Here is a 19,897-nt window from a genome sequence, read left to right as displayed (position 1 = left end):
GCGACTTTACCAAATCAAAGGCTTGTTTGTAATATGCTGGCAGTTCTCCCATGCATAGATGGAGCTCACATGAGCCAATCACCCCATATGGTCAAAGATTCAATCAGCGGTGCAGACTATTTCCTGCGCGGGTTTTCCCTTATTCGCCAACCGGGCATCCGCACCTTTGTGCTGATCCCCCTGCTGGTCAACTTCGTGCTGTTTGCCGGGGCCTTCTATGCCCTGCTGCTGCAACTGGACGGCCTGTTCGCATGGCTCCATCAGCAGATCCCCGCCTGGCTCGACTGGCTGGACTACCTGCTGTGGCCCATCGCCCTCATCACTATCCTGGTGGTCTTCTCCTTTATTTTCAGCTCAGTTGCCAACTGGGTAGCCGCTCCCTTCAACGGTTTGCTGGCGGAGAAGGTGGAGCAGATCCTCACCGGCCAGCCCGCCAATGACAGCGGCATGCTGGATATCGTCAAGGATGTGCCACGCACCTTCGGCCGCGAATGGACCAAGCTGAAGTATTATCTGCCCAAGGCCATCGGCTGCCTGATCCTGTTCCTGATCCCGGTGGTGGGCCAGACCCTGGCGCCTGTGCTCTGGTTCCTGTTCAGCGCCTGGATGATGGCGATCCAGTATGTGGATTATCCGTTCGACAACCACAAGATCGACTTTATCACCATGCGTGACGCCTTGAAGCAACGCCGTGGCAAGTGTCTGAGCTTCGGCGCTTTGGTGACCCTCTTCTCCGCCATTCCGGTGGTGAACCTCTTCGTGATGCCAGTTGCCATCTGTGGTGCCACCGCCATGTGGGTCGATCACTACCGGCAGGAGCAGCTGGGGCGCTAACCCTTGAACATTGATTAGAAAAAGGCACCCGAAACGGTGCCTTTTTCGCATTTAGCATGAATTAAATTAATGCATGCATTCGATAGCTTGTCCCATATGACACGAGTTGGTAGGATTCTGGCCTTTCTCGTTCCCTGGGATATCTCATGTTACATGCACTCTTCTTGGTGGGCCTGGTGGCCGAAGGGATGACCGGCGCGCTGGCCGCGGGTCGGCGACGGATGGATCTGTTTGGTGTGGTGATCATCGCCTCGGCGACGGCCATCGGTGGTGGCACCATCCGCGATGTGCTGCTGGGCCACTATCCGCTGCTCTGGATTGAGCATCCGGAATACGTGCTGCTGGTTGCCGCAGCCGCGATGGCGGGTGTGGTCTCCGCCCCCCTGATGCGCTATCTCGGCAAGCTGTTCATGGCCCTTGATGCCCTGGGACTGGTGGTCTTCTCCATCTTCGGTGCGGCCCGAGCGCTGGATATGGGCCACGGCGCCGGTATTGCCTGCATCATGGCGGTAGTGACCGGGGTCTTTGGCGGGGTGCTGCGGGATCTGCTCTGCCAGCGCATTCCACTGGTATTTCGTCGCGAGCTCTATGCAGCCATTTCGCTGATCACCGCAGCCCTCTACTGTCTGGCGCTGGATCAGGGCTTGCCGACCAACTGGGCCGCGTTCGGTTCCATCGGGATCGGCTTTGTACTGCGGCTGCTGGCGGTACGCTTCAAGTGGGGTCTGCCCACCTTCAACTACCAGTACGCGACCCACTGAGTACGCCAGCTTCTGGCGAGGCGGGTTGGATTGCGAGCAACAAAAAAGCGCCCGAGCGGCGCTTTTTTCTGGACGTTCTACGACTCAGTTAATCCCTTCCGAGCTGAAGAAGGTCGCCTTGTCGGCGATAAAGCGGACCTTGATGTTCTTCCCTTCCCCGCCCCAGAGGCAGCTGGTAGTGCCCAAGGCATCATCACAACGCTCCGCCTTGCCCAGAATGGTGCTGGCCTCGGCGTAACTCATCCCCATCTTCAACTGGTCGTAATTTTCACGGTTGAGCTTGCTGCAACCGGTCAACAACATGGCTATCAGACCGCCAATCACTATCTTTTTCATCGCTATCTCCTCTCTGGTGGGAAGAGCTTGGCAGTTTGCCAACCCCTTTACCAGCTGCGCACCGGGCCAGTATCGAGGTGAACGAAGTTATCACGGGGATAGTAACCAACCCCACCCACCTTGAGCTGGAGCGCCGCCTTGCGCAGATGGGCCAGCTGTACGCCGGGGATCCGCACATCCACCGCCTGCCCCAGGGTGTGGTAGCTGTGCTTGGCCACGCCGCGGCTCTTGTGACGCTTCTGGCGATTGGTGGCCGGAGCGCGATAGCCGGAGATCAGCTGAATTTCGCTGCGCCGACCCAGCTTGTGCTGCAACAGGAACAGCTGATCAAACAGCTTCTTGTCGATGTTGAACACTTCATTGCGCCGGTAATCGCGGAAGATGTGGTTGAGCTCGGCCAACCCGTCGCTCAGATAGTGGCCGTTCTCCCAATAGCTGGCGCGCACCCGCTCGCCGGTATTGAGATTGAAGAAACTGAGTTCACGCCCGGTGGTACTGCGGCTTGCCAGTGCAGGGAAGGAGATCAGCGAGCTGCACAACAGGCAACCGGCTCCCAGCAACAGGCGACGTCGACTTATCTCTTGTTCCAGCATAAGGGGTTCGTCCATCGCAGATTCAAGCGAAAATAGGTGAATAAGCTCACTGAGTGAATGTCATACAGGCGCTTGAAACTACCCTCCGGCGGGGGGGCCTGTCAAACCTCAATCGCCCACAGAAAAGCCCGGCACAGGCCGGGCTTTTCACTCTGTGGCAGGGATCACAGCAGGCGGCTCTGGAAGCTGACCCGATCAAATCCGTAGATGTCGTTGCGCAGTTGCTGGCGACCATTTTCGTCGATCCAGCTGCTCCAGTAGACGGTAAAGACCGGAATGGGCGTGGTGAGCGGCAACCATTTGGTCTGGCTCTCCTTGAGGATATTGGCCACCTTGTCCGGCTGATAGCGGGAGTCCGCCAGCAACAGCTCGGCCAGATCGTCCGCATGTTCCACCCGGATGCAGCCCGAACTGAAGGCGCGCGCCCCCTGTTCGAACAGCGCCTTGCGCGGGGTGGAGTGCAGATAGATGGCGTCATTGTTGGGCAGGTAGAACTTGTAGCGCCCCAGGGCATTGTGATCCCCCGGCTTTTGCCGCAGGCGATAGGGGAAACCGGCGGCCAGCGCCTGATGCCACCCCTCTTCGGTGAACTGGACCGGATTGCCCTCGCTGTCGATCACCTCGAACTGCTCGCGACTCAGATAGGCGGGATCGCGACCCAGCTTGGGCAGGATATCCTTGCTCAGGATGGAGCGCGGCACATGCCAGGAGGGGTTGAGCACGATGGAGCGAATTTCGCTGGCCAGAATGGGGGTGGCCCGCTGCTCCTTGCCGACGATGACCCGGCTGGTAAACACCTCGTTGCCGGACTCCACCACGCTCAGACGGTAGTCGGGAATATTGACCAGCACGTAGCGGCCACCGGCGAGCTGATCCACCAGATCACGACGCCACAGGTTGCGCAGCAGCAGGCTGGCGCGCACTTGCGGGCCGGTATTGAGCCAGGAGCGGGTCTGACGACCGATAATGCCGTCCGCGGTGAGACCGTGACGACGCTGGAACTGTTTGATGGCCTGCTCGGTATCACCATCGTAAATCTGATCACCATGGCTCGGGGCGCTGTCGCCCAGCTCGTTGAGCATGGCGCGGATCTGGCCGAGCTCGGCGGAGCTCTCTCCGGCACGCAGGGTCGGCATATCGAGGGTCGGCCACTTGCTGGCCATCGGCATCGCCAGCAGTTTGTGCACTTTGGCTCGCACCGCCTCGTATTCCGCCACCTGGGGGCGCAGGGATTTCACCTGGGTGAGCAGGTCATCATCGCTGGGTTGGGTCACCACAGGGCGGTTCAAATCGAGCTTGAGGGTCTTCATCTGCTCGCGAGAGACCAGATCCATCCCCCGCCAGGCGTGCTGGAAACGACTCAGCTTGGCAAAAATGTCGTCATAGATGGCACCACGCTTGTCTGCAGGGGTGGCCTGCAGACGCTTCCACAGCGTGAAAAAATCGGGATGCAGCTGGGCAAGCACAGCCTCTTGCAACTGCTGCTCCAGCTCGACACGGGCCTGTTCAGCCTGACTGCCCTGATACCAGTCGTGTCCGGTTTCACTGGCCGCCACCACAACTTGTGCTTCGGTCGCATGTACCGCGCCAGCGGGCAAACATCCCAGCCACACCAGATTGGCAAGGGCCAGCCAATACTTCATCCCCATGGGTACCTCAAAACGGTTTGTTCACTCTGTCAGGCCTGACAAGCAGACCCGATGCTCAGGCCGCTCATGATGCGTGAACGGCCAATACTTTGCTAGCGCCCGGGGGCATAACGCTGCCAGATAATGTCATACGCATCTGTCTCCTTGAACCGCGCCAACGCCTGATTGAATTGTTGCAAGAACTGCGGCGAAAAGCTGCGCTTGCCCAACATAAAGAAGCTCGGCGATTCAGATACCACCATGGTGTGACTGGTGAACAGACCGCTCATCCCCTCCTTGTTAAGGGCGCTGGGAGTAGCCAGCATGTCACCGAGGAAACCGTCGATCCGCCCGCGGGCCAGCTTCTCAAAATTTTGCTGGTCGCTCACCGCACTCACCTGTTTGGCATAGCGAGCGAGCAGCGACATCACTTCATCACCATAGAAGTACTCTTTGGTGACACCGAGGGAGTAACCACTGGCCAGCCAGCTCGCCAGATCCTGCTCGGGATAGTGGCTGCCCTTGCGGATCCACAGCAAGGTGCGCCCCGGGTTGTAGGAGTCGGAAAACCAGGCATAACGGGCGCGCTCATCATTGATATTCGCCTCCATCGCCATGTCTATCTCGCCATGCTCCATCTCGTGCAGTACCCGCTTCCAGGGCAGCTCCACATAGTTGACCTTGCAGTGCATGGAAGTGAGCACAGCCGTCAGCACCTCGGCGGCATAACCGCGCACCTCTTGCGGTGAGTCGGCTTCGTAATAATGGTAGGGTGGCCAGTTATCGTAACCGACCTGAATAGGCTCGGGACACAGGGCCCTGGCCAATGCCATTGGCGCCCATAATCCAAGCAACAGACAGCAAGAGATCCACTTCATATGTCATCCTTGACGAATAGGTGAGTCATCATAATTCGCCCCCAACAAAATGGCGATAGAGGCCAGATGACTATCGCATCCGCTAGAAAATGACGCAGCAAAGCGCCTCTATTTGCCAAATGCCCTGCCGGAGCGCCGCTGGCAACCTGTGCCCCGCCAGGCCTGTTTAACCGGGAAACAGCAACGTTTGGAACAGGGGTAAAAAGGGGTTAATATGTGACCAAATATTTTTTTGTGATCCACTATGCTTTTTTTGCAATTGGATTAGCATATGCGCGACATCGGCCTACCCATTCTGTCAGGCATAGAGAGTGATATGACGTACAAAAAGTTCGGTTTTTTGACTGCCATTCTGGCGTTAAGCGGTTTTTATCTTTACACCCTCTATCTGGCTGCTCACCCCAACGTGAGCCTGGCCTACAAACTCTATTATCTGGAAGGCAAGACCCGCTTCTGGGAACACAACTCCAGCATGACCTATCAGCCGGGTAACGAGCTCAATCTGACCAAGCCAAGCCGCTTCCTCTCCAGCGAAGGCTGGGCCAAGAAGCCGAGCGACGAAGGTACCCTGCTCAGCGGTCAGGGCGGTCTCTACTTTGTGCTGCCCAAGCAGGCGGCCAATCCGGATCAGCTTACCGTACAGGCCCGCATCAACAGCCCGGAAGCCGGAGCCCTGTTGAAAGTGGCGCTGGGTCACGACTTCACCACCACGGTGAAACTGGCCAAAGCGGGTATCAACGAAATCCGCCTCAGTCTGCCCGGTGACTCGCTCACGGCAGATCCCAAGCGCCCCAATTTTCTGGCGCTCTCGGCACCAACTCCCATCAATGTGCAGTCGGTACGTTTGACCGTAGCCCAGTGATCCTTGCCCCGAATACCATTTTATAAAAACAACTATCCCAAATAAGGACGTTCTTATGTCGCATCCAGATTTTCGACTCTCTCTGGTCGTTCCCGTTTACAACGAGGAAGAGAGCATCGATGCCTTCATCAACGCGATAGACAACGAACTGGCCCCGCTGAAAGACCAGCTTGAAATTGTATTCGTCAACGATGGCAGCCGTGACCGCACCCGTGAAGTGGTCGAGCAGGCCATCGCCCGTGACCCGCGCGTGACCCTGGTCAACCTGGCACGCAACTTCGGTAAAGAAGCAGCCCTGACCGCAGGTCTGCATCAGGCCAAAGGGGATGCCATCGTGCCGATGGACGTGGATCTGCAAGATCCTCCTGCCCTGATCCTGGAGTTCGTCAAACTGTGGCAGACCGGTGACTATGACACCGTCTACGGCATCCGCGTCGATCGCAGTGCCGATACCCCGATGAAGCGCCTGACTGCCGGTGGCTTCTACCGCTTCTTCAACGCCCTCTCCACCAGCACCAAGCTGCCGGAGAACGCCGGTGACTTCCGCCTGATCGACCGTCGCGTGGTCGAGGCGATCAAGCTGCTGCCCGAGCGCAACCGCTTCATGAAGGGTCTGTTTGCCTGGGCCGGTTTCCGTGCCGTTGGCGTCCCCTACGAGCGCCCGGCCCGTCACGCCGGTGAAACCAAGTTCAACTACTGGAAACTGTGGAACTTCGCGCTCGACGGTCTGCTCAGCTTCTCCAGCTGGCCGCTGCGGGTCTGGAGCTATGTGGGTGTCGGCGTCTCCTTCGTCGCCTTCCTCTACATCCTCAAGATCGTGACCCAGGTGGTTTTCTTCGGCATCGACGTGCCCGGTTACGCCTCCCTGATGTCCGTAGTGCTGTTCCTCGGCGGTATCCAGCTGCTGTCGCTCGGCATCATCGGCGAGTACATCGGCCGCATGTTCGTGGAAGTGAAACAGCGCCCGGTCTACCTCATTGAAGGGGTCTATGGCCAGTATGCCAAGCAGGATGCGGGCAAACCGCAGAGCGCTGACAGCAACCCGCAAGAGCAGCAGGAGCAAGCGCCTCAATGATCTCCCGCGAGGAATTCTGGCGGCTGGTACGTTTCGGTTTTGTCGGCGGGGGGGCTACCCTCGTCGACCTTGGCACCTCCATCGCACTGTTTCATACTTGGCCCACCATCTCGGAGCATCTGGTTACCACGCTGGCTTTTGCCATCGCGTTCTGGTTCTCCTTCTTTGGTCACCGCTACATCACCTTCCAGAAGCAGGAGCCGCCAGCAAGTTTCTGCTGGTTGCCCTCTTCTCGCTGGCGGTGCGTAACCTGATCCTGAGCGGCCTGCTGTTTGCGGGGCTCTCCGGTCTGCTGCCGGTGGTCATCGCCACCCTGACCGTTACCGTCCTCACTTACGTTCTCTCTCGCGTCTGGGTTTTTGCCTGATGAATGATATGACCAATACTGCCCCGCTAACCGGGGCTGCACTCCCCTATCGCCCGTCACTGCGCATCAGCGGCCGTGACTGGCTGATGATCATCGCCGCCTTCATGCTGAGCCGAGTGGCGCTGTATGGCATGGGTTACTTCGGTGTCCAGCTCTATGGCTCCCCCGACATCGGCCCGCTGCAGGCCTATTGTCAGTTCGACTGCGTCTGGTTCCAGCGCATCATCGAAAATGGATACGACCTCTACCCACGCTGGCTGAGCAAGGGCAATGCGGCCAACTGGGCCTTTATGCCGCTCTATCCGATGGTCTCCGGTGCCATCTCCAACCTGTTCAATGTCGAGAGCCTGATCGGCCTCATCATTGTTACCAATCTCTCCTTCTTCGCCAGCTTGCCGCTGATGCTGCTGGTGCTGCGTCAGCTAAAGCTGGGTGACGATACCGCCCGCTTCGGCGTCTGGCTGCTGGCCTTCTCCCCCTTCTCCGCCTACTTCGTCTCCGGTTATACCGAGTCGACCTTTATGGCGCTGATGCTGGGGATGTTCCTGTTCGCCTATCGGGAGCAGTGGCTGATGGTGGCCGTGCTGGGGGTCTGTATCTCCGCTACCCGCAACCTGGGGGTGATGATGGTCTTCCCGGTGCTGATCCTGGCGCTGCAGGCCTACGGCTGGCGGGAATTTTTCCGCTTTACCGAGCGCGCCTTCAAGGTGGTCTTCACCCTCTGGATGATCCCGTTTGGCCTGTTTGCCTACATGGTCTACCTCTATCACCTGACCGGCGATGCCTTCGCCTTCAAGCACATTCAGGTGGCCTGGGGTCGCTACATGGACAGCCCGCTGGACTGGTGGCTGAGCGGTTTCGAGCTGGGCGGCCGCAAGGCTTACCTCTCCATCATGGTGATCTTCGGCTGGTGCCTGAACGGCTACCTGTTCAGCCAGAAACGCTGGGCCGAAGCGACCCTGATGTTCATCTGCTGCACCATCCCGCTGATGACCGGCCTCAACGCCATGCCACGCTATATGTTCGGGCTCTACCCGACCTTGCTGGCCATCATTCTGCTGACCCATCGCTGGCCCGCCATCCGCCCTGCTGTGCTCTGCATTAGCGGCATGGTTGCCTCCTTCATCGCGGTGGCCTTCGTCAACTTCAAGTTCTTCACCGTCTGATGTGACGACGATGCCTGATACACCAAATGCCGGTCACCTGACCGGCATTTTTTTATGGCCGCTATTTTTATCGACAGAGCCTCCCATCTCCTCTCCGTCACACTTTCCTCGGCTTGAAAACGTAACCATTTGAACTGAAGTCACAAATCGGCATTTTGCCGATCCAAGGCGCGCTTTGCTGCTCCTAGAATGGGCCCTTGTCCGAACTGCCCTGCTCAAGGAATGGCTTATGCGTCGTGCTCATCACTTATCCCCTCTCTGGCTCGCCCTGCTGGCCGCCCCTCTGTTCACCCCACAGGCGATGGCCGCCCCCGAGGTTCACCTCTATGTGGATGGTCAACCGGTCGCGACCCCGATCGCGCTAGATAAGGGCATGGTGGAGCTGACCCACACGCTCGCTAAGGGGAGCCACCAGATCCGCATCAGCGACGCAGACAACAGTTGCGGTACCAGCTTTGGCCCGAGCGAGAGCAAGCCGCTCCCCTTCGGCACCGCCCAGCCCATGGACAAATGCAGCAAGGATCAGAGCTTTACCCTTCGGGTGATGCTGGCCGGGGAGTATCAGTTCACCTTCAACCCGGATACCCCCAGCCTCAAGGTGCTGCGGGCGACCAAGAAGAGCGAGTTCAAGCGCCAGCCACCAGAAGAGCCCTGCATCAGCTGGGATGGCGGCCCGGTCACTGTGTCGCTCAAAGGGGTCTGGCCCGACGGCACCCGACTGAGGGATGCCTACTCAAAACAGGAGGCGGTGGTCAAACAGGGCAAGCTGACCCTGACCCCGAGCAAAGAGAGCGGAGGCCTGCTGCTGCTCGAGCCGGTCAAGGCAGCCAAGCCAGCACCGTTCAGCTGGGATCAGGCGAGCGTCTATTTTCTGCTGACCGATCGCTTCCACAATGGTGACCCCGCCAATGACCACAGTTTCGGCCGCCAGAAGGATGGTCTGGACGAGGTGGCCACCTGGCACGGCGGCGACTTCAAGGGGCTGACCGAGAAGCTCGACTACATCAAGAGCCTCGGCATGAACGCCATCTGGATCACCCCCATGGTGGAGCAGGTGCACGGCTTTATCGGCGGTGGCGAGCAGGGCAACTTCCCTTTCTACGCCTACCACGGATATTGGGCGCTCGACTTCACCAAAATCGACCCCAACTACGGCGATGAAGAGAGCCTGAAAATCCTGGTGGACGAGGCCCACAAGCGCGGCATGCGGATCATCCTCGACGTGGTGATGAACCACGCCGGCTACGCCACCCTCGCCGACTTGCAGGATCTGGGGCTCACCGAACTGACCCAGAACACAGACAAGCTGCCGACCGTCTGGAACCAGTGGCGCCCGAGCGGCGGCCTCAACTGGCATGGCTACAACCAGTTCATCGACTATCAATCACCAACGTGGAACAAGTGGTGGAGTGGTGACTGGGTGCGCGCCGGTCTGCCCGGCTACCCGCAGCCAGGCACCGACGATGTCACCGGCTCGGTGGCGGGGCTGCCCGACTTTCTGACCGAATCGACCAAACCGGTAGGGCTGCCGCCGTTGCTGGCCGCGAAAAAGGATACCCTCGCCAAGGCGCTGCCCGACGCTACCGTGAGCGACTACCTGATCGCCTGGCACACCGACTGGGTGCGTCGCTTTGGCATCGACGGCTTCCGCGCCGACACCGTCAAGCATCTGGAGCCCGAGGTGTGGGCCAAGCTCAAGCAGGCGGGCACTGCTGCCCTCAAGGAGTGGAAGGCCGCCAACCCGACCAAGAAGCTCGACGATCTGCCCTTCTACATGGTGGGCGAGGTGTGGGATCACGGGGTGGCCAAGGATTTCTGGTATCAGAACGGTTTCGATTCCCTGATCAACTTTGACTATCAGCGCGAGTTCGCACTGTCACAGGCCCAGTGCATGGCCAGCGCCGAGCCCAACTATGCCAGCTACGCCAGCCGCATCAATCAGGATCCCGAGTTCAACGTGTTGAGCTACATCAGCTCCCACGACACCAAGCTGTTCTTTGGCGACTATCAGGATGTGCCGCTACAGCGCCGGGTCGCCAACAGCTTTATGCTGCTGCCGGGCGGCATCCAGCTCTACTATGGCGACGAGTCAGGCCGGGGGCTCGCCAAGGATGGCGGAGTGTTCGATCAAGGCTTGCGCTCGGACATGAACTGGCAGGAGCTTGCCAGCGGCGACAAGGCCGAGCTGGTCAAGCACTGGCAGCAACTGGGTCAGTTCCGCGCCGCCCATCCGGCCATTGCGGCAGGTAGCCACCAGAAACTCTCGGATGCCCCCTACGCCTTCGTGCGGGAGAAGGGGGATGACAAGGTGGTGGTGGTCTTTGCCGGTCGGCAGAAGTAACCCTTGAGCCACATTGACCAGCAACAGAGAGGGGAGCCACTGACTCCCCTCTCTCGTTTATCTATCTGCCAAGGTTCACTGTGGCTGGCGCGCCGCCGCTGGCCACTGCAACCGCGCCTTGACCAACATCTCTTGCCACAGAGGCCAAGAGAGCAGCGCCTGCTGATAGGCTCCGGCCTGACCGGGCAACAGGATGCCATAGCTGGCCAACCGATAGGCCATCACCGCATAGAAGGCATCGACAATGCCCGCCTCGCCAAAGTAGAAGGGGCCCCGCGCCTGCGACCAGATCTCCTGCAAACGGGCCAGCTCACCGACCGCCTCCACCGGGGGATCGATACGGGTTGGCGCCCCAAGAAAGAAGGGGAGCAGAGAACGGATCTGCCGAAATCCCGCGTGCAACTCGGCGCAGAGGCTGCGAGCCAGTGCCTGCTCGGCCAGCGAAACGGGATAGAGCTGGCGGTCGGGACAGAGCTCGTGAACATATTCAGCGATGGCCAGCGAGTCGTGAACCCGCACGCCATCATGTTCGAGCCAGGGCACCAGACCGGCCGGTGCCAACCGCTTGAGCCGCGCCAGCGACTTGGCATCCTCCAGATCGAACACCTGCTCCTGCCACGTCAACCCGCTCATGGCGAGCACCAGTGCCGCCCGCATCGCCCAGGTGGAGCCGGTGCCCACCGCCAATACCAAGGAACCCATCTGTTGCCTCCTGCATGTGTTGCCTGCGACCGGCCTGTCTGCCCTTGATGGCAAAACATCCGATGGTCGCTTCACATTTGCGCACCGGCGGGTTTGACCCTCTTGGTGAGCGATGCTAGTTTGATTTTTCAAAACAATCAGTTAGCAACAATGTGAGCCATTAACCGAAATATGGACAGCCAATTTACCATCGTCATCGCAGATGACCACCCCCTGTTTCGGGGCGCCCTTTACCAAGCGGTGCACATGGCCATCAACGACGCTCAATTGCTGGAAGCGGACTCCATCGACAGCCTGACCAGCCTGCTCGGCGAGCACCCCGAGGTCGACCTGTTGCTGCTCGATCTCAAGATGCCCGGAGCCAATGGCTTCGAGGGGCTGGCCCACCTGCGCGGCCAGTATCCCGACCTGCCCATAGTTGTGGTCTCCGCCTCGGAAGATGCGGCCATCATCCAGCAGGTGCTGCGGCTCGGGGCGCTCGGCTTTATTCCCAAATCGGTGCCGATGAAGGAGCTGGTCAACGCCCTCAATACGGTGATCGGGGGGGATAACTGGGTGCCGGAAGGCATCTCGCTCCATCCTGAATCGGAAGATGGCCCCGATTTCGCCAGCAAGCTGGCCAGCCTCACCCCCCAGCAATACAAGGTGCTGATCATGCTGCGCGACGGCAGCCTGAACAAACAGATCGCCTGGGAGCTCAACGTCTCCGAGGCCACCATCAAGGCCCATATCACCGCCATCTTCAGAAAACTGGGGGTCAAGAACCGCACTCAGGCGGTTATCGCCCTGCAACAGCTCGATATCAAGGAGAGCTGAACCCCGCGCGCAGTGACACGCGGGAGACGACATAGCCAGCCATGCTGGCTATTTGTTGCTCGACAATTAGCACTATCGTACTTTATGCTGCCAGCGCCAACGAGGAGAGAGTGATGAGCAAGGGGCGCCTGACCCGGGAAACCATTTTGCAGACTGCCTTTGAGCAGGCGAGCCAGCAAGGGCTGGAGAGCCTGACCATCGGCTCGCTGGCCAGCGCCTGCGAGATGTCGAAAAGCGGCCTGTTTGCCCACTTTCAATCCCGCGACAATCTGCAGATCGCCGTGCTGGAGTACGCCGCCGAGGTGTTCCGGCTGCGGGTGATCCAGCCGGTACGCCAGCAGGAGCACCAAAGCCAGCATGACAAGCTGATCGCCCTGCTGCGGGCCTGGCAGGCGTGGAACCACTGCTTCGCCGGACGCTGCATGTTCCTCGACGCCTGGACCTCGGCGCAGGATGGCCATGAGCAAAAGAGCCTGGTGCAGCAAGCTGCCCGGCAACTGGTGCGCTTCTGGCTCGACTATCTGGCCCGTCAGGTAGTGCAGGGTCAGGCCGCAGGCGAGTGGCGACAGGAGATGGATCCCTGGCGCGCCGTTTACCGTCTCTATGGCCTCTATCTGGCGGATCAGGTGTTCAACGATCTCGAACTGTGTCAGGATCCGGCCCGCCACTTCTGGCCCGAGGTGGACGCTCTGCTGAGCAGCTGGCGCTGATGTTTTGGCATCCGTTCAACACTAATTTTTAAAAACCAACAAAAAAGCACGACCGTTCGCACATAAAAACCACAGGATGACCATGAGCAGCAAGATCTACTTCAACACCCGCCGCTTCAGCCCGAGCAAATGGCTGCTGGGGATCGGTACCCGGTTGCACCACAGACTCGCCCCCACCCATGCCAAGCGCACCGCCAGCAAGTTACTTCTCACCCCCCAGCGCAACCAGCGGGATGGCCACGAACCTGTCGGTCTGGTGAAGCAGGCCGTCCATACCAGCGAAGGGGTATTGATGAGCTATCGGCTCGGTCAGGGGCCACTGTGGCTGCTGATGCACGGCTGGTCCGGCAGCGCCAGCCAGTTCTATCCGCTGATGAGCCATATCGCTGCGCAGGGTTTCACCGCCATTGCCTACGATCATCCGGCCCACGGCCAGAGCGCAGGCAACACAGGCCACCTGCCCCGCTTCGTACGCGCCTTCGACGAGCTGGCAGCCAAATTGGCCAGCGAAGTAGGCCCGCTGCACGGGGTCATCGCCCACAGCATGGGAGGCGCCGTCACCCTCTCCAGCCGTCAGGCGGGTATCGATACCCTGCCGCTGCTGTTGATTTCGCCGGTGCTCGACTATGTGCCCCAGCTCTACGGCATGGTGGCGCGCTCCGGCTACTCCATCCGGTTGTTCGATGCGGTGGTCAAGGAGATTGAGCAGGAGTACCAGCACCCCTTGAGCACGGTCGATCCACTGGGTCGCCTCGCCAGTCGCAGCGGCGCGGCGATAATCGTGCACGACGAGGAGGACAGATTTGCCCCGCACGGCGATTCCTTGCGGGCCAGTCAGGATGGTCATACCCGGCTGGTAAGCACCCGGGGTCTGGGCCACGGTCGCATCCTCGCCAGCGCCCCGGTATTCGCCGCCTTCGATCAGCTGGCTCGGCCGGAAAATCCTCACCGGGCTCTTTGACATGGGGCCATGAAAAAAACGGGCGAGCGCCCGTTTTTATATTTGATACAGCGCCTTATAGTTAACTTGTCAGTGGGAACATTCTTGTCAGAACACGATAAGGCGCCAGCATATGGCCAGACCCAATACAGCGTTGTTGCTCACCGGTGGCGGTGCTCGCGCCGCCTATCAGGTCGGCGCCCTCAAGGCGATTGCGGAGCTCTACCCGCGCAATCTCGGCATCCCTTTTCCCATCCTGTGTGGCACCTCGGCGGGGGCCATCAACGTCACTGCGCTCGCCTGCTACGCCTCCTGCTTCCATCTGGGGGTGCGCAAGCTGGAGTGGGTCTGGCGCCGTTTCGAGACCCACCACATCTTCGATTTTCACCCTGGTCGCCTGCTGTGGCAGCTGATGTACGAAGGGTCGGCGGGGCTGATCAATCCCCACACCAACCACGCCTTTCACCTCTTTGACAACGCGCCGCTGCACCGCCTGCTGGATCAACTCATCGACTATCACCGCATCGATGACAACATCCTCTACGGCAGTCTGGAGGCGCTGGCTATCACGGCATCGGATTACGATGACGGCCTCTCCACCACCTTCTTTCAGGGGCGGGCCGACCACCATCCTTGGGAGCGAGCCAGACGGCGCGGGGTACGCACCGTGCTTACATCGGAGCACCTGCTCGCCTCCTCGGCGTTGCCCTTCGTCTTTCCAGCCACCCGGATCGGCGAGAAGTTCTACGGCGACGGTTCCATCCACCAGCTGAGCCCGCTCAGCCCCGCCATCCATCTGGGTGCAGAGCGGATCCTGCTGATCACCCTGGATCCGCCAGCCCACTCGGCGCCGACCCATCACCACGGCCATCTCACCAGCTCCAATATCGCCAGCCATCTGCTCGATACGGTCTTTACCGACACCCTCAACTCCGATCTGGAGCGGCTGTGGCGCATCAACCAGACTCTGGATCTTATCCCGGAGCGGGAGCGCAATCGCCTCAAGCTGAAACGGGTGGAGACCTGCGTGCTGAAACCGAGTCAGGATCTCGACACCATCGCACTGGCCTACCTGCGCAAACTGCCGCTAAAGTTGCGCCGCCTGTTGCGGGTGCTGGGCGTGAAGGGGGATGAGACCAGCAGTCTGGCCAGCTTTTTGATGCTCTATCCGGGTTATTGCCAACAGCTGATCAAGCTGGGCTATCAGGACACTCTGAGGGAGCGGGAGCGGGTCGTCGCCTTCCTCGATATCGAAGGGCTACCAAAAGAGCGTGAGTAAAGGGGGCGGCCGATGAGTGCGAGGGGACTCAGCGCCCCTCCAGCAAACGCTGCTCCGCCTGCTCCATCGCCACCACGGTACCAAACAGGATCAGCCGATCGCCAGCCGCCAGCACCAGCTCGGGTCTGGGCTCCAGGCTCTGATCGCCGCGCTGCACCTCCTTGATCCGCACCTCATCGAGCGGCAGCTCGCGCACTTCATGGCCAACCGCCCACGCCTGATCGTGCAGCAACAGCGGATGGAGGCGTTCGAGCAGCTGATCTGCCTCCAGATTGCTGGCACTCTGATCCCCCCAGTAGAAACCGTGCAAGAAGCGATACTGGCTGCTGCGCTCCAGCTCCATCCGGCGGATCACCCGACCGATGGGGATATCGCAATTGAGCAGCAGGTGGGAGACCAGCATCAGGGCCCCCTCCTGGGATTCAGGGATCACCTCAAACGCCCCCGCCTGCTTGTACTGCTCCAGAAAACTGTCATCCCGGGTGCGCACCAGCACCTTGAGATCCCCCGCCAGTTCGCGGATCAGCGCCAGCATCGCCTCCACCCGCTTGCGATCATCGAAGGTGATGATCACCAGCCGTGCCCGCAACAGCCCGGCGGCCAGCAGAATATCGCGGCGGCTGGCATCGCCGAAGGCCACCTGCTCCCCCGCCAGCTTGGCCTCGCTCACCCGCTCCGGGTCGAGGTCTAGGGCCAGAAAGGGGATCTCCTCGAGCTTGAGGAAGCGGGCGCAGGTCTGCCCGGCCCGGCCAAAGCCGGCGATGATGACGTGCTGGCTTTTGCTCAGGCCCGACTGGGCCACCTCGGAGCGGGTCAGCAGCGCCGGGTCGGTGAGGCTGCGGGCCAGCGAATGGGCCTGGGTCACCAGCCAGGGGTCATGGCGATGGAGATGATGCCGATGCCGATCAGCAGGGAGACCAGTTGCTGATCCAGCAAGCCGTGGTGGAGCGCCAGCGCCAACAACACGAAGCCGAACTCCCCCACCTGACTGAGCATGATACCGGCGGCCATGCTGTCGCGCTTGCGCTCCCCCATCAGCCGCCCGGCCAGCAGCACCAGCAGGGATTTGCACAGCACCAGCAGCACCACGCAGGTCAGTACCTGCCACCATGCCCGCGCCACCAGCTCCCACTCCATGGCCATGCCGATGGTGATAAAGAAGAGACCCATCAGCACATCGCGAAAGGGCTTGATGTCAACCTCAAGCTGATGACGGTAGTGGGACTCCCCCAGCATCATCCCCGCCAGAAAAGCCCCCAGCGCCATCGACAACCCCAGCGAATGGGTCATGTAGGCAGCCAGCAGCGCCACCAGCAGGGCGCTCAGCACGAACAGTTCATCGGAGCGGGCCCGCGCCACCTCGTGAAACAGCAGCGGCAGCAACCACTTGCCCACCGCCAGCAGAGTGAAGAGAGCAAACAGCCCCTTGAGGGTGGCCCAGGCGATCTCGGCGGCCAGGGCGCTCCCCTGCACTTCCGGCTGGGCGAGGATGGGGATCATCACCAGCAGGGGCACCACCGCCAGATCCTGAAACAGCAGCACGCTCACCCCCAGCTGGGCGCGGCGGGTATGGAGCTGCTTCTGCTCTCCGAGCTGCTTGATCACCACCGCCGTCGAGGAGAGTGCCAACGTTCCCGCCACCACCAGCGACTGGGCCAGACCCAGCCCCCACCACCAGCCGATGGCGAAGAAGAGCAGTGACGTGAGCAGCACCTGCAACATCCCGACCCCCAGCACCAACCGGCGCATCGCCAGCAATTTCGGCAGGGAGAACTCCAGCCCCAGCGAGAACATCAGAAAGACGATCCCGAGCTCGGCAATGGTCTGCATGATCGACTGGCCGGTGATCACCGCCAGCCCGTGGGGGCCGAGCAAGACGCCGGCAATCAGGTAGGCAAGGATGACCGGCAAGCCGAGGCGCCGGAAAGTTGCCACCAGCAGGACGGCGGCGAACAGCAGGATCAACAGGTCGGTGTACAAATTTTCCTCTCCTTTTATCGACTTAAGCTTAGTCAGCCGATCTGGCGGGCAGGAAAGATATATTGGGCATGCCAATTGCAGTGAGGAGACAGTAGTCAGGTGTTACAGGTGGAAGACCATGGAAAATACGTCGTCACTTAATGGCTTTAGCCATGGCATCGAGCAGTGGGTTCGCCAGATGGAGCGGCTCACGCCGTTGCCCAGCGTTGAACGCAACCAGTTGCTCGAGCAGTTGTTGGGGCAGAGCGATCTCGGCGGTCTGCTGACAACTTTTGCCGACCGTGCGGCAAGAATTGTCAGGATCCACGGTCTCTACCTCGATTGTGGCCAGCCCCATGTGCTGATCCAGCACCCGCCGCTGGCCACCCTCAACCTGCACAACTATCCGTTCGAGCTGCGCGGTCAGCATGGCCAGCTGCTCGGCCAGCTCCACTACGAGCTGGAACATCCGCTGAGCGGCAGCCAGCAACGGGTACTGATGCAATACCATCAGCTGCTCTGCCTGCTGCTGCCCCTCTATCTGCGGCTGGAAAAACTGGATCAGCTGGTCCGGCTCGATCACCTGACCGGCCTTGGCAACCGCTCCTACTTTGACGAGGCCATCGGCCGCGCCATCGAGCAGCACAGCCGAGAGCCCCACGGTCTGGTGCTGGTGCTGCTGGATCTCGATCGCTTCAAGCAGATCAATGACACCTGGGGCCATCCGGTGGGGGATCTGGTGCTGAGTCGCTTCGCCCAGCTGCTCAAGGGGTGTATCCGCAGCACGGATCAAGCCTTCCGGCTCGGGGGAGATGAATTTGCCTTGCTGCTGCAACCGGCCGAACCCGAGGCGTGGCGCCCGGTCTGGCTGCGACTGCAGCATATGTTGATGACCAACAAGGAGCTCAGCACCTTCTCGGTCGGATGCAGCCTTGGCGCCGCCAGCTGGCAATCCGGGGTCGATGTGCCGAGCCTCTACGAGGCGGCCGACAGCCACCTCTACGCCCGCAAGAAAGCCGGCAAGGCCAGCCCTAACGAATAATCCCGAACTCTTCTTTGCTCCGGCACATGCGAGCCATGTGACCGGAGCTTCTTTTTTTGGGGCTAATCCCCCCTCACACCGAGATCACCTCAGGCAAGATCCTGCTCGGGCAGAACCGGGGCTGCACCGCTCCCCTGCCAGCGACAGACCAGCCCGGCCCCCTGCGCCATAAAACCGTCGCAGACAAAGAGCCCCACCACCGCCGCCACCTGCTCGCCATAGTAGAGGATGGGGATGCGCCCCCGCTGCCACGAAGGCACGCCATACTCCTGCAGCAGCTTCTTCATCCGCCGACTACCGCTTCGCCCCACCGGTTTGAGGGGGATCCCGGGCGCTACCTGAAAACGCACCGAGAGTGGCTCGTCCGCTCGGGGGGAACGCAGCAGATCCTCGCCGTGCTCCGCCATACGCACCACCAGCTCGCCCAAACCGTCCGGCAGGGTCAGCGGCTCACCCACGGTCAGCGGCAACACCTGATGGCAAGGTTGCAGGTCAGGGCTCACCAGATAGAGCCGCTCCTGAAAACGGCGGCAGCTCTGGCGACCCCAGTTGAGCAGGGGATTGGCATCGCCGCGCGCCAACGCCACCTCCTGCCAGAGCCGGGCAAGCTGCTCGCGGGATGGCATCTCCCCCCCTGACGGCGGATCCAGTAGCGCAGCAGATTGTTGCGCCGGGTAGGCGAAAGGGCGTGCAGCGGGCCGATATGGAGCGCTTCCCCCTCGCCCGCCAGCTGCCAGTCACTCTCGGCAAGCTCGTCCAGCAGCGCCTCCTGCTCGGCGCACAGGGCCATGCTACGCGCCGCGGTCTGGGCCATGGCGGGCCAGCGCGCCTTGAGCTGGGGGATAAGTGTCTGGCGCAAAAAGTTGCGGTCATAGCTCACGTCCTGATTGCTCTCATCCTCTACCCAGCCAAAGGGGAGGCTAGCCGCCGCCTCGGCCAGCTCGGCGCGACTCATATCTAGCAGCGGCCGCAGCAACAGGCCGCCGGCAAAGGGCTGGCTTGGCAGGATCCCCGCCAGCCCGCGCAGACCGGCGCCGCGCTTGAGGGCCAGCAGCAGGGTCTCCAGCTGATCGTCCTGATGGTGGGCGGTGAGCAGCCACTCCCCCTCCCGCATCCGGGCGGTCAGCCGCTGGTAACGGGCGGTGCGAGCCTGCGCCTCCAGACTCTCGCCATTGCCGCGGGCCAGAGTTACCCGCTCGACCAGCAGCTCCACCGCCAATTGCTGACACACGGCTTCACAATGAGTGACCCACTCATCGGCATGGGGACTGAGGCCGTGGTGCACGTGCAGGGCGCGAAGCGGCAGGCTGTGCTCGCGGGCATACTGCGCCGCCAGCACCAGCAGCAGGGTGGAGTCGAGGCCGCCACTGAAGGCCACCAGCAGACCGGTGGAACCTTCCGGCGCTGGCATAGTCAGACAAAAGCGAGAATAAAGATGAGAAATCATAGGCTTCCCCAAAACGGACCGGCCGATCTTAGCAGAGTCGGGCTTATCAAGCTGCAACCCTGCTGCTAGAGTGAGGCTCGCCCGCCCTCTCCACCAGGCTGGCCGCAAGACGGTCGCACAACCGGTTGGAGCAAGGAAGATGGGCAGGGAAGCAAACAATC

The 19,897-nt window shown here is 60.8% G+C and carries 16 protein-coding genes and 3 pseudogenes; 12 read left to right on the top strand and 7 right to left on the bottom strand.

The window, feature by feature from the left end; genetic code table 11:
- Window positions 1-69 precede the first annotated feature (69 nt).
- Together cysZ and ACTG2B_RS05440 are read left to right on the top strand one after the other, a co-directional pair.
- The gene (gene cysZ / locus ACTG2B_RS05445) at window positions 70-834 is read left to right on the top strand and encodes a sulfate transporter CysZ (protein WP_005338455.1); all 765 of its coding nucleotides are present in this window, start codon (window positions 70-72) and stop codon (window positions 832-834) included.
- Window positions 835-980: 146 nt separating this feature from the next.
- Entirely contained in the window at window positions 981-1,595 is a 615-nt protein-coding gene (locus ACTG2B_RS05440) for a trimeric intracellular cation channel family protein (RefSeq protein ID WP_005338456.1), read from the top strand.
- An 84-nt stretch (window positions 1,596-1,679) separates the two neighbouring features.
- Here the strand turns inward: ACTG2B_RS05440 and ACTG2B_RS05435 are convergent, their stop codons facing one another.
- From ACTG2B_RS05435 to ACTG2B_RS05420, 4 genes are all read right to left on the bottom strand, one after another.
- Window positions 1,680-1,931: a DUF3862 domain-containing protein gene (locus tag ACTG2B_RS05435; protein WP_274160682.1), complete on the bottom strand. Its 252-nt coding sequence runs from the start codon at window positions 1,929-1,931 to the stop codon at window positions 1,680-1,682.
- A 47-nt stretch (window positions 1,932-1,978) separates the two neighbouring features.
- Window positions 1,979-2,524: a DUF882 domain-containing protein gene (locus ACTG2B_RS05430; protein WP_439996910.1), complete on the bottom strand. Its 546-nt coding sequence runs from the start codon at window positions 2,522-2,524 to the stop codon at window positions 1,979-1,981.
- A 164-nt stretch (window positions 2,525-2,688) separates the two neighbouring features.
- Entirely contained in the window at window positions 2,689-4,173 is a 1,485-nt protein-coding gene (locus ACTG2B_RS05425; RefSeq protein ID WP_040066667.1) for a L,D-transpeptidase family protein, read from the bottom strand.
- Window positions 4,174-4,265: 92 nt separating this feature from the next.
- Window positions 4,266-5,030, bottom strand: coding sequence for a substrate-binding periplasmic protein (locus ACTG2B_RS05420; protein ID WP_005358825.1), 765 nt, complete (start codon window positions 5,028-5,030; stop codon window positions 4,266-4,268).
- Window positions 5,031-5,346: 316 nt separating this feature from the next.
- Here ACTG2B_RS05420 and ACTG2B_RS05415 point away from each other — a divergent pair, with 316 nt between their 5' ends.
- The 5 genes and pseudogenes from ACTG2B_RS05415 (at window position 5,347) to ACTG2B_RS05395 (ending at window position 10,841) form a co-directional block, all read left to right on the top strand.
- Window positions 5,347-5,892 carry a hypothetical protein gene (locus ACTG2B_RS05415; RefSeq protein ID WP_041202288.1) on the top strand — a complete coding sequence of 182 codons (546 nt, stop codon included), beginning with the start codon at window positions 5,347-5,349 and terminating at the stop codon, window positions 5,890-5,892.
- 55 nt (window positions 5,893-5,947) lie between these two features.
- Window positions 5,948-6,967: a glycosyltransferase family 2 protein gene (locus tag ACTG2B_RS05410; protein WP_040066661.1), complete on the top strand. Its 1,020-nt coding sequence runs from the start codon at window positions 5,948-5,950 to the stop codon at window positions 6,965-6,967.
- A pseudogene (locus ACTG2B_RS05405) lies at window positions 6,964-7,334 on the top strand (GtrA family protein). Before ACTG2B_RS05410 ends, ACTG2B_RS05405 begins: the two are co-directional and overlap by 4 nt.
- Window positions 7,334-8,500 carry a hypothetical protein gene (locus ACTG2B_RS05400; RefSeq protein ID WP_040066657.1) on the top strand — a complete coding sequence of 389 codons (1,167 nt, stop codon included), beginning with the start codon at window positions 7,334-7,336 and terminating at the stop codon, window positions 8,498-8,500. Before ACTG2B_RS05405 ends, ACTG2B_RS05400 begins: the two are co-directional and overlap by 1 nt.
- Window positions 8,501-8,729: 229 nt before the next feature.
- Complete coding sequence (locus ACTG2B_RS05395; RefSeq protein ID WP_439995315.1) at window positions 8,730-10,841, top strand: alpha-amylase; 2,112 nt, start codon at window positions 8,730-8,732, stop codon at window positions 10,839-10,841.
- 75 nt (window positions 10,842-10,916) lie between these two features.
- On the opposite strand, the gene ACTG2B_RS05390 is transcribed toward ACTG2B_RS05395, so the two are convergent.
- Window positions 10,917-11,543: a glutathione S-transferase N-terminal domain-containing protein gene (locus ACTG2B_RS05390; protein WP_439995314.1), complete on the bottom strand. Its 627-nt coding sequence runs from the start codon at window positions 11,541-11,543 to the stop codon at window positions 10,917-10,919.
- A 171-nt stretch (window positions 11,544-11,714) separates the two neighbouring features.
- Between ACTG2B_RS05390 and ACTG2B_RS05385 the strand changes: the two genes are divergently transcribed.
- The 4 genes from ACTG2B_RS05385 to ACTG2B_RS05370 all read left to right on the top strand — a co-directional run bounded on the left by ACTG2B_RS05385 (window position 11,715) and on the right by ACTG2B_RS05370 (window position 15,288).
- Window positions 11,715-12,359, top strand: a complete 645-nt coding sequence (locus ACTG2B_RS05385; RefSeq protein ID WP_005338467.1) for a response regulator — start codon at window positions 11,715-11,717, stop codon at window positions 12,357-12,359.
- A gap of 113 nt (window positions 12,360-12,472) precedes the next feature.
- Complete coding sequence (locus tag ACTG2B_RS05380) at window positions 12,473-13,069, top strand: TetR/AcrR family transcriptional regulator (protein WP_201986956.1); 597 nt, start codon at window positions 12,473-12,475, stop codon at window positions 13,067-13,069.
- 82 nt (window positions 13,070-13,151) lie between these two features.
- On the top strand, window positions 13,152-14,030 hold the full coding sequence (locus ACTG2B_RS05375) for an alpha/beta hydrolase (protein ID WP_439995313.1): 879 nt from the start codon (window positions 13,152-13,154) through the stop codon (window positions 14,028-14,030).
- A gap of 112 nt (window positions 14,031-14,142) precedes the next feature.
- Window positions 14,143-15,288: a patatin-like phospholipase family protein gene (locus ACTG2B_RS05370; RefSeq protein WP_439995312.1), complete on the top strand. Its 1,146-nt coding sequence runs from the start codon at window positions 14,143-14,145 to the stop codon at window positions 15,286-15,288.
- A 28-nt stretch (window positions 15,289-15,316) separates the two neighbouring features.
- Here ACTG2B_RS05370 and ACTG2B_RS05365 read toward each other — a convergent pair.
- A pseudogene (locus ACTG2B_RS05365) lies at window positions 15,317-17,268 on the bottom strand (cation:proton antiporter domain-containing protein).
- A 118-nt stretch (window positions 17,269-17,386) separates the two neighbouring features.
- On the opposite strand from ACTG2B_RS05365, the gene ACTG2B_RS05360 reads away from it, so the two are divergent.
- A complete protein-coding gene (locus ACTG2B_RS05360; RefSeq protein ID WP_005347848.1) occupies window positions 17,387-18,289 on the top strand; it encodes a GGDEF domain-containing protein in 903 nt (300 codons plus the stop codon).
- 89 nt (window positions 18,290-18,378) lie between these two features.
- On the opposite strand, the pseudogene tilS reads toward ACTG2B_RS05360, so the two are convergent.
- A pseudogene (gene tilS / locus ACTG2B_RS05355) lies at window positions 18,379-19,736 on the bottom strand (tRNA lysidine(34) synthetase TilS).
- Between the last annotated feature and the right edge of the window lie 161 nt (window positions 19,737-19,897).

The sequence above is a fragment of the Aeromonas sp. 30P genome (genome assembly GCF_051919805.1).
GTDB classification, from domain to species: Bacteria; Pseudomonadota; Gammaproteobacteria; order Enterobacterales; family Aeromonadaceae; genus Aeromonas; species Aeromonas veronii.
This window is presented reverse-complemented; position numbering and strand designations above follow the sequence as displayed.

Coding starts and splice junctions, on each gene's coding strand:
- ACTG2B_RS05360 (WP_005347848.1), top strand. CDS start 17,387: ATGGAAAATACGTCGTCACTTAATGGCTTTAGCCATGGCATCGAGCAG.
- ACTG2B_RS05390 (WP_439995314.1), bottom strand. CDS start 11,543: ATGGGTTCCTTGGTATTGGCGGTGGGCACCGGCTCCACCTGGGCGATG.
- ACTG2B_RS05375 (WP_439995313.1), top strand. CDS start 13,152: ATGAGCAGCAAGATCTACTTCAACACCCGCCGCTTCAGCCCGAGCAAA.
- ACTG2B_RS05440 (WP_005338456.1), top strand. CDS start 981: ATGTTACATGCACTCTTCTTGGTGGGCCTGGTGGCCGAAGGGATGACC.
- ACTG2B_RS05370 (WP_439995312.1), top strand. CDS start 14,143: ATGGCCAGACCCAATACAGCGTTGTTGCTCACCGGTGGCGGTGCTCGC.
- ACTG2B_RS05425 (WP_040066667.1), bottom strand. CDS start 4,173: ATGGGGATGAAGTATTGGCTGGCCCTTGCCAATCTGGTGTGGCTGGGA.
- ACTG2B_RS05385 (WP_005338467.1), top strand. CDS start 11,715: ATGGACAGCCAATTTACCATCGTCATCGCAGATGACCACCCCCTGTTT.
- ACTG2B_RS05395 (WP_439995315.1), top strand. CDS start 8,730: ATGCGTCGTGCTCATCACTTATCCCCTCTCTGGCTCGCCCTGCTGGCC.
- ACTG2B_RS05420 (WP_005358825.1), bottom strand. CDS start 5,030: ATGAAGTGGATCTCTTGCTGTCTGTTGCTTGGATTATGGGCGCCAATG.
- ACTG2B_RS05415 (WP_041202288.1), top strand. CDS start 5,347: ATGACGTACAAAAAGTTCGGTTTTTTGACTGCCATTCTGGCGTTAAGC.
- cysZ (WP_005338455.1), top strand. CDS start 70: ATGAGCCAATCACCCCATATGGTCAAAGATTCAATCAGCGGTGCAGAC.
- ACTG2B_RS05380 (WP_201986956.1), top strand. CDS start 12,473: ATGAGCAAGGGGCGCCTGACCCGGGAAACCATTTTGCAGACTGCCTTT.
- ACTG2B_RS05410 (WP_040066661.1), top strand. CDS start 5,948: ATGTCGCATCCAGATTTTCGACTCTCTCTGGTCGTTCCCGTTTACAAC.
- ACTG2B_RS05400 (WP_040066657.1), top strand. CDS start 7,334: ATGAATGATATGACCAATACTGCCCCGCTAACCGGGGCTGCACTCCCC.
- ACTG2B_RS05430 (WP_439996910.1), bottom strand. CDS start 2,524: ATGCTGGAACAAGAGATAAGTCGACGTCGCCTGTTGCTGGGAGCCGGT.
- ACTG2B_RS05435 (WP_274160682.1), bottom strand. CDS start 1,931: ATGAAAAAGATAGTGATTGGCGGTCTGATAGCCATGTTGTTGACCGGT.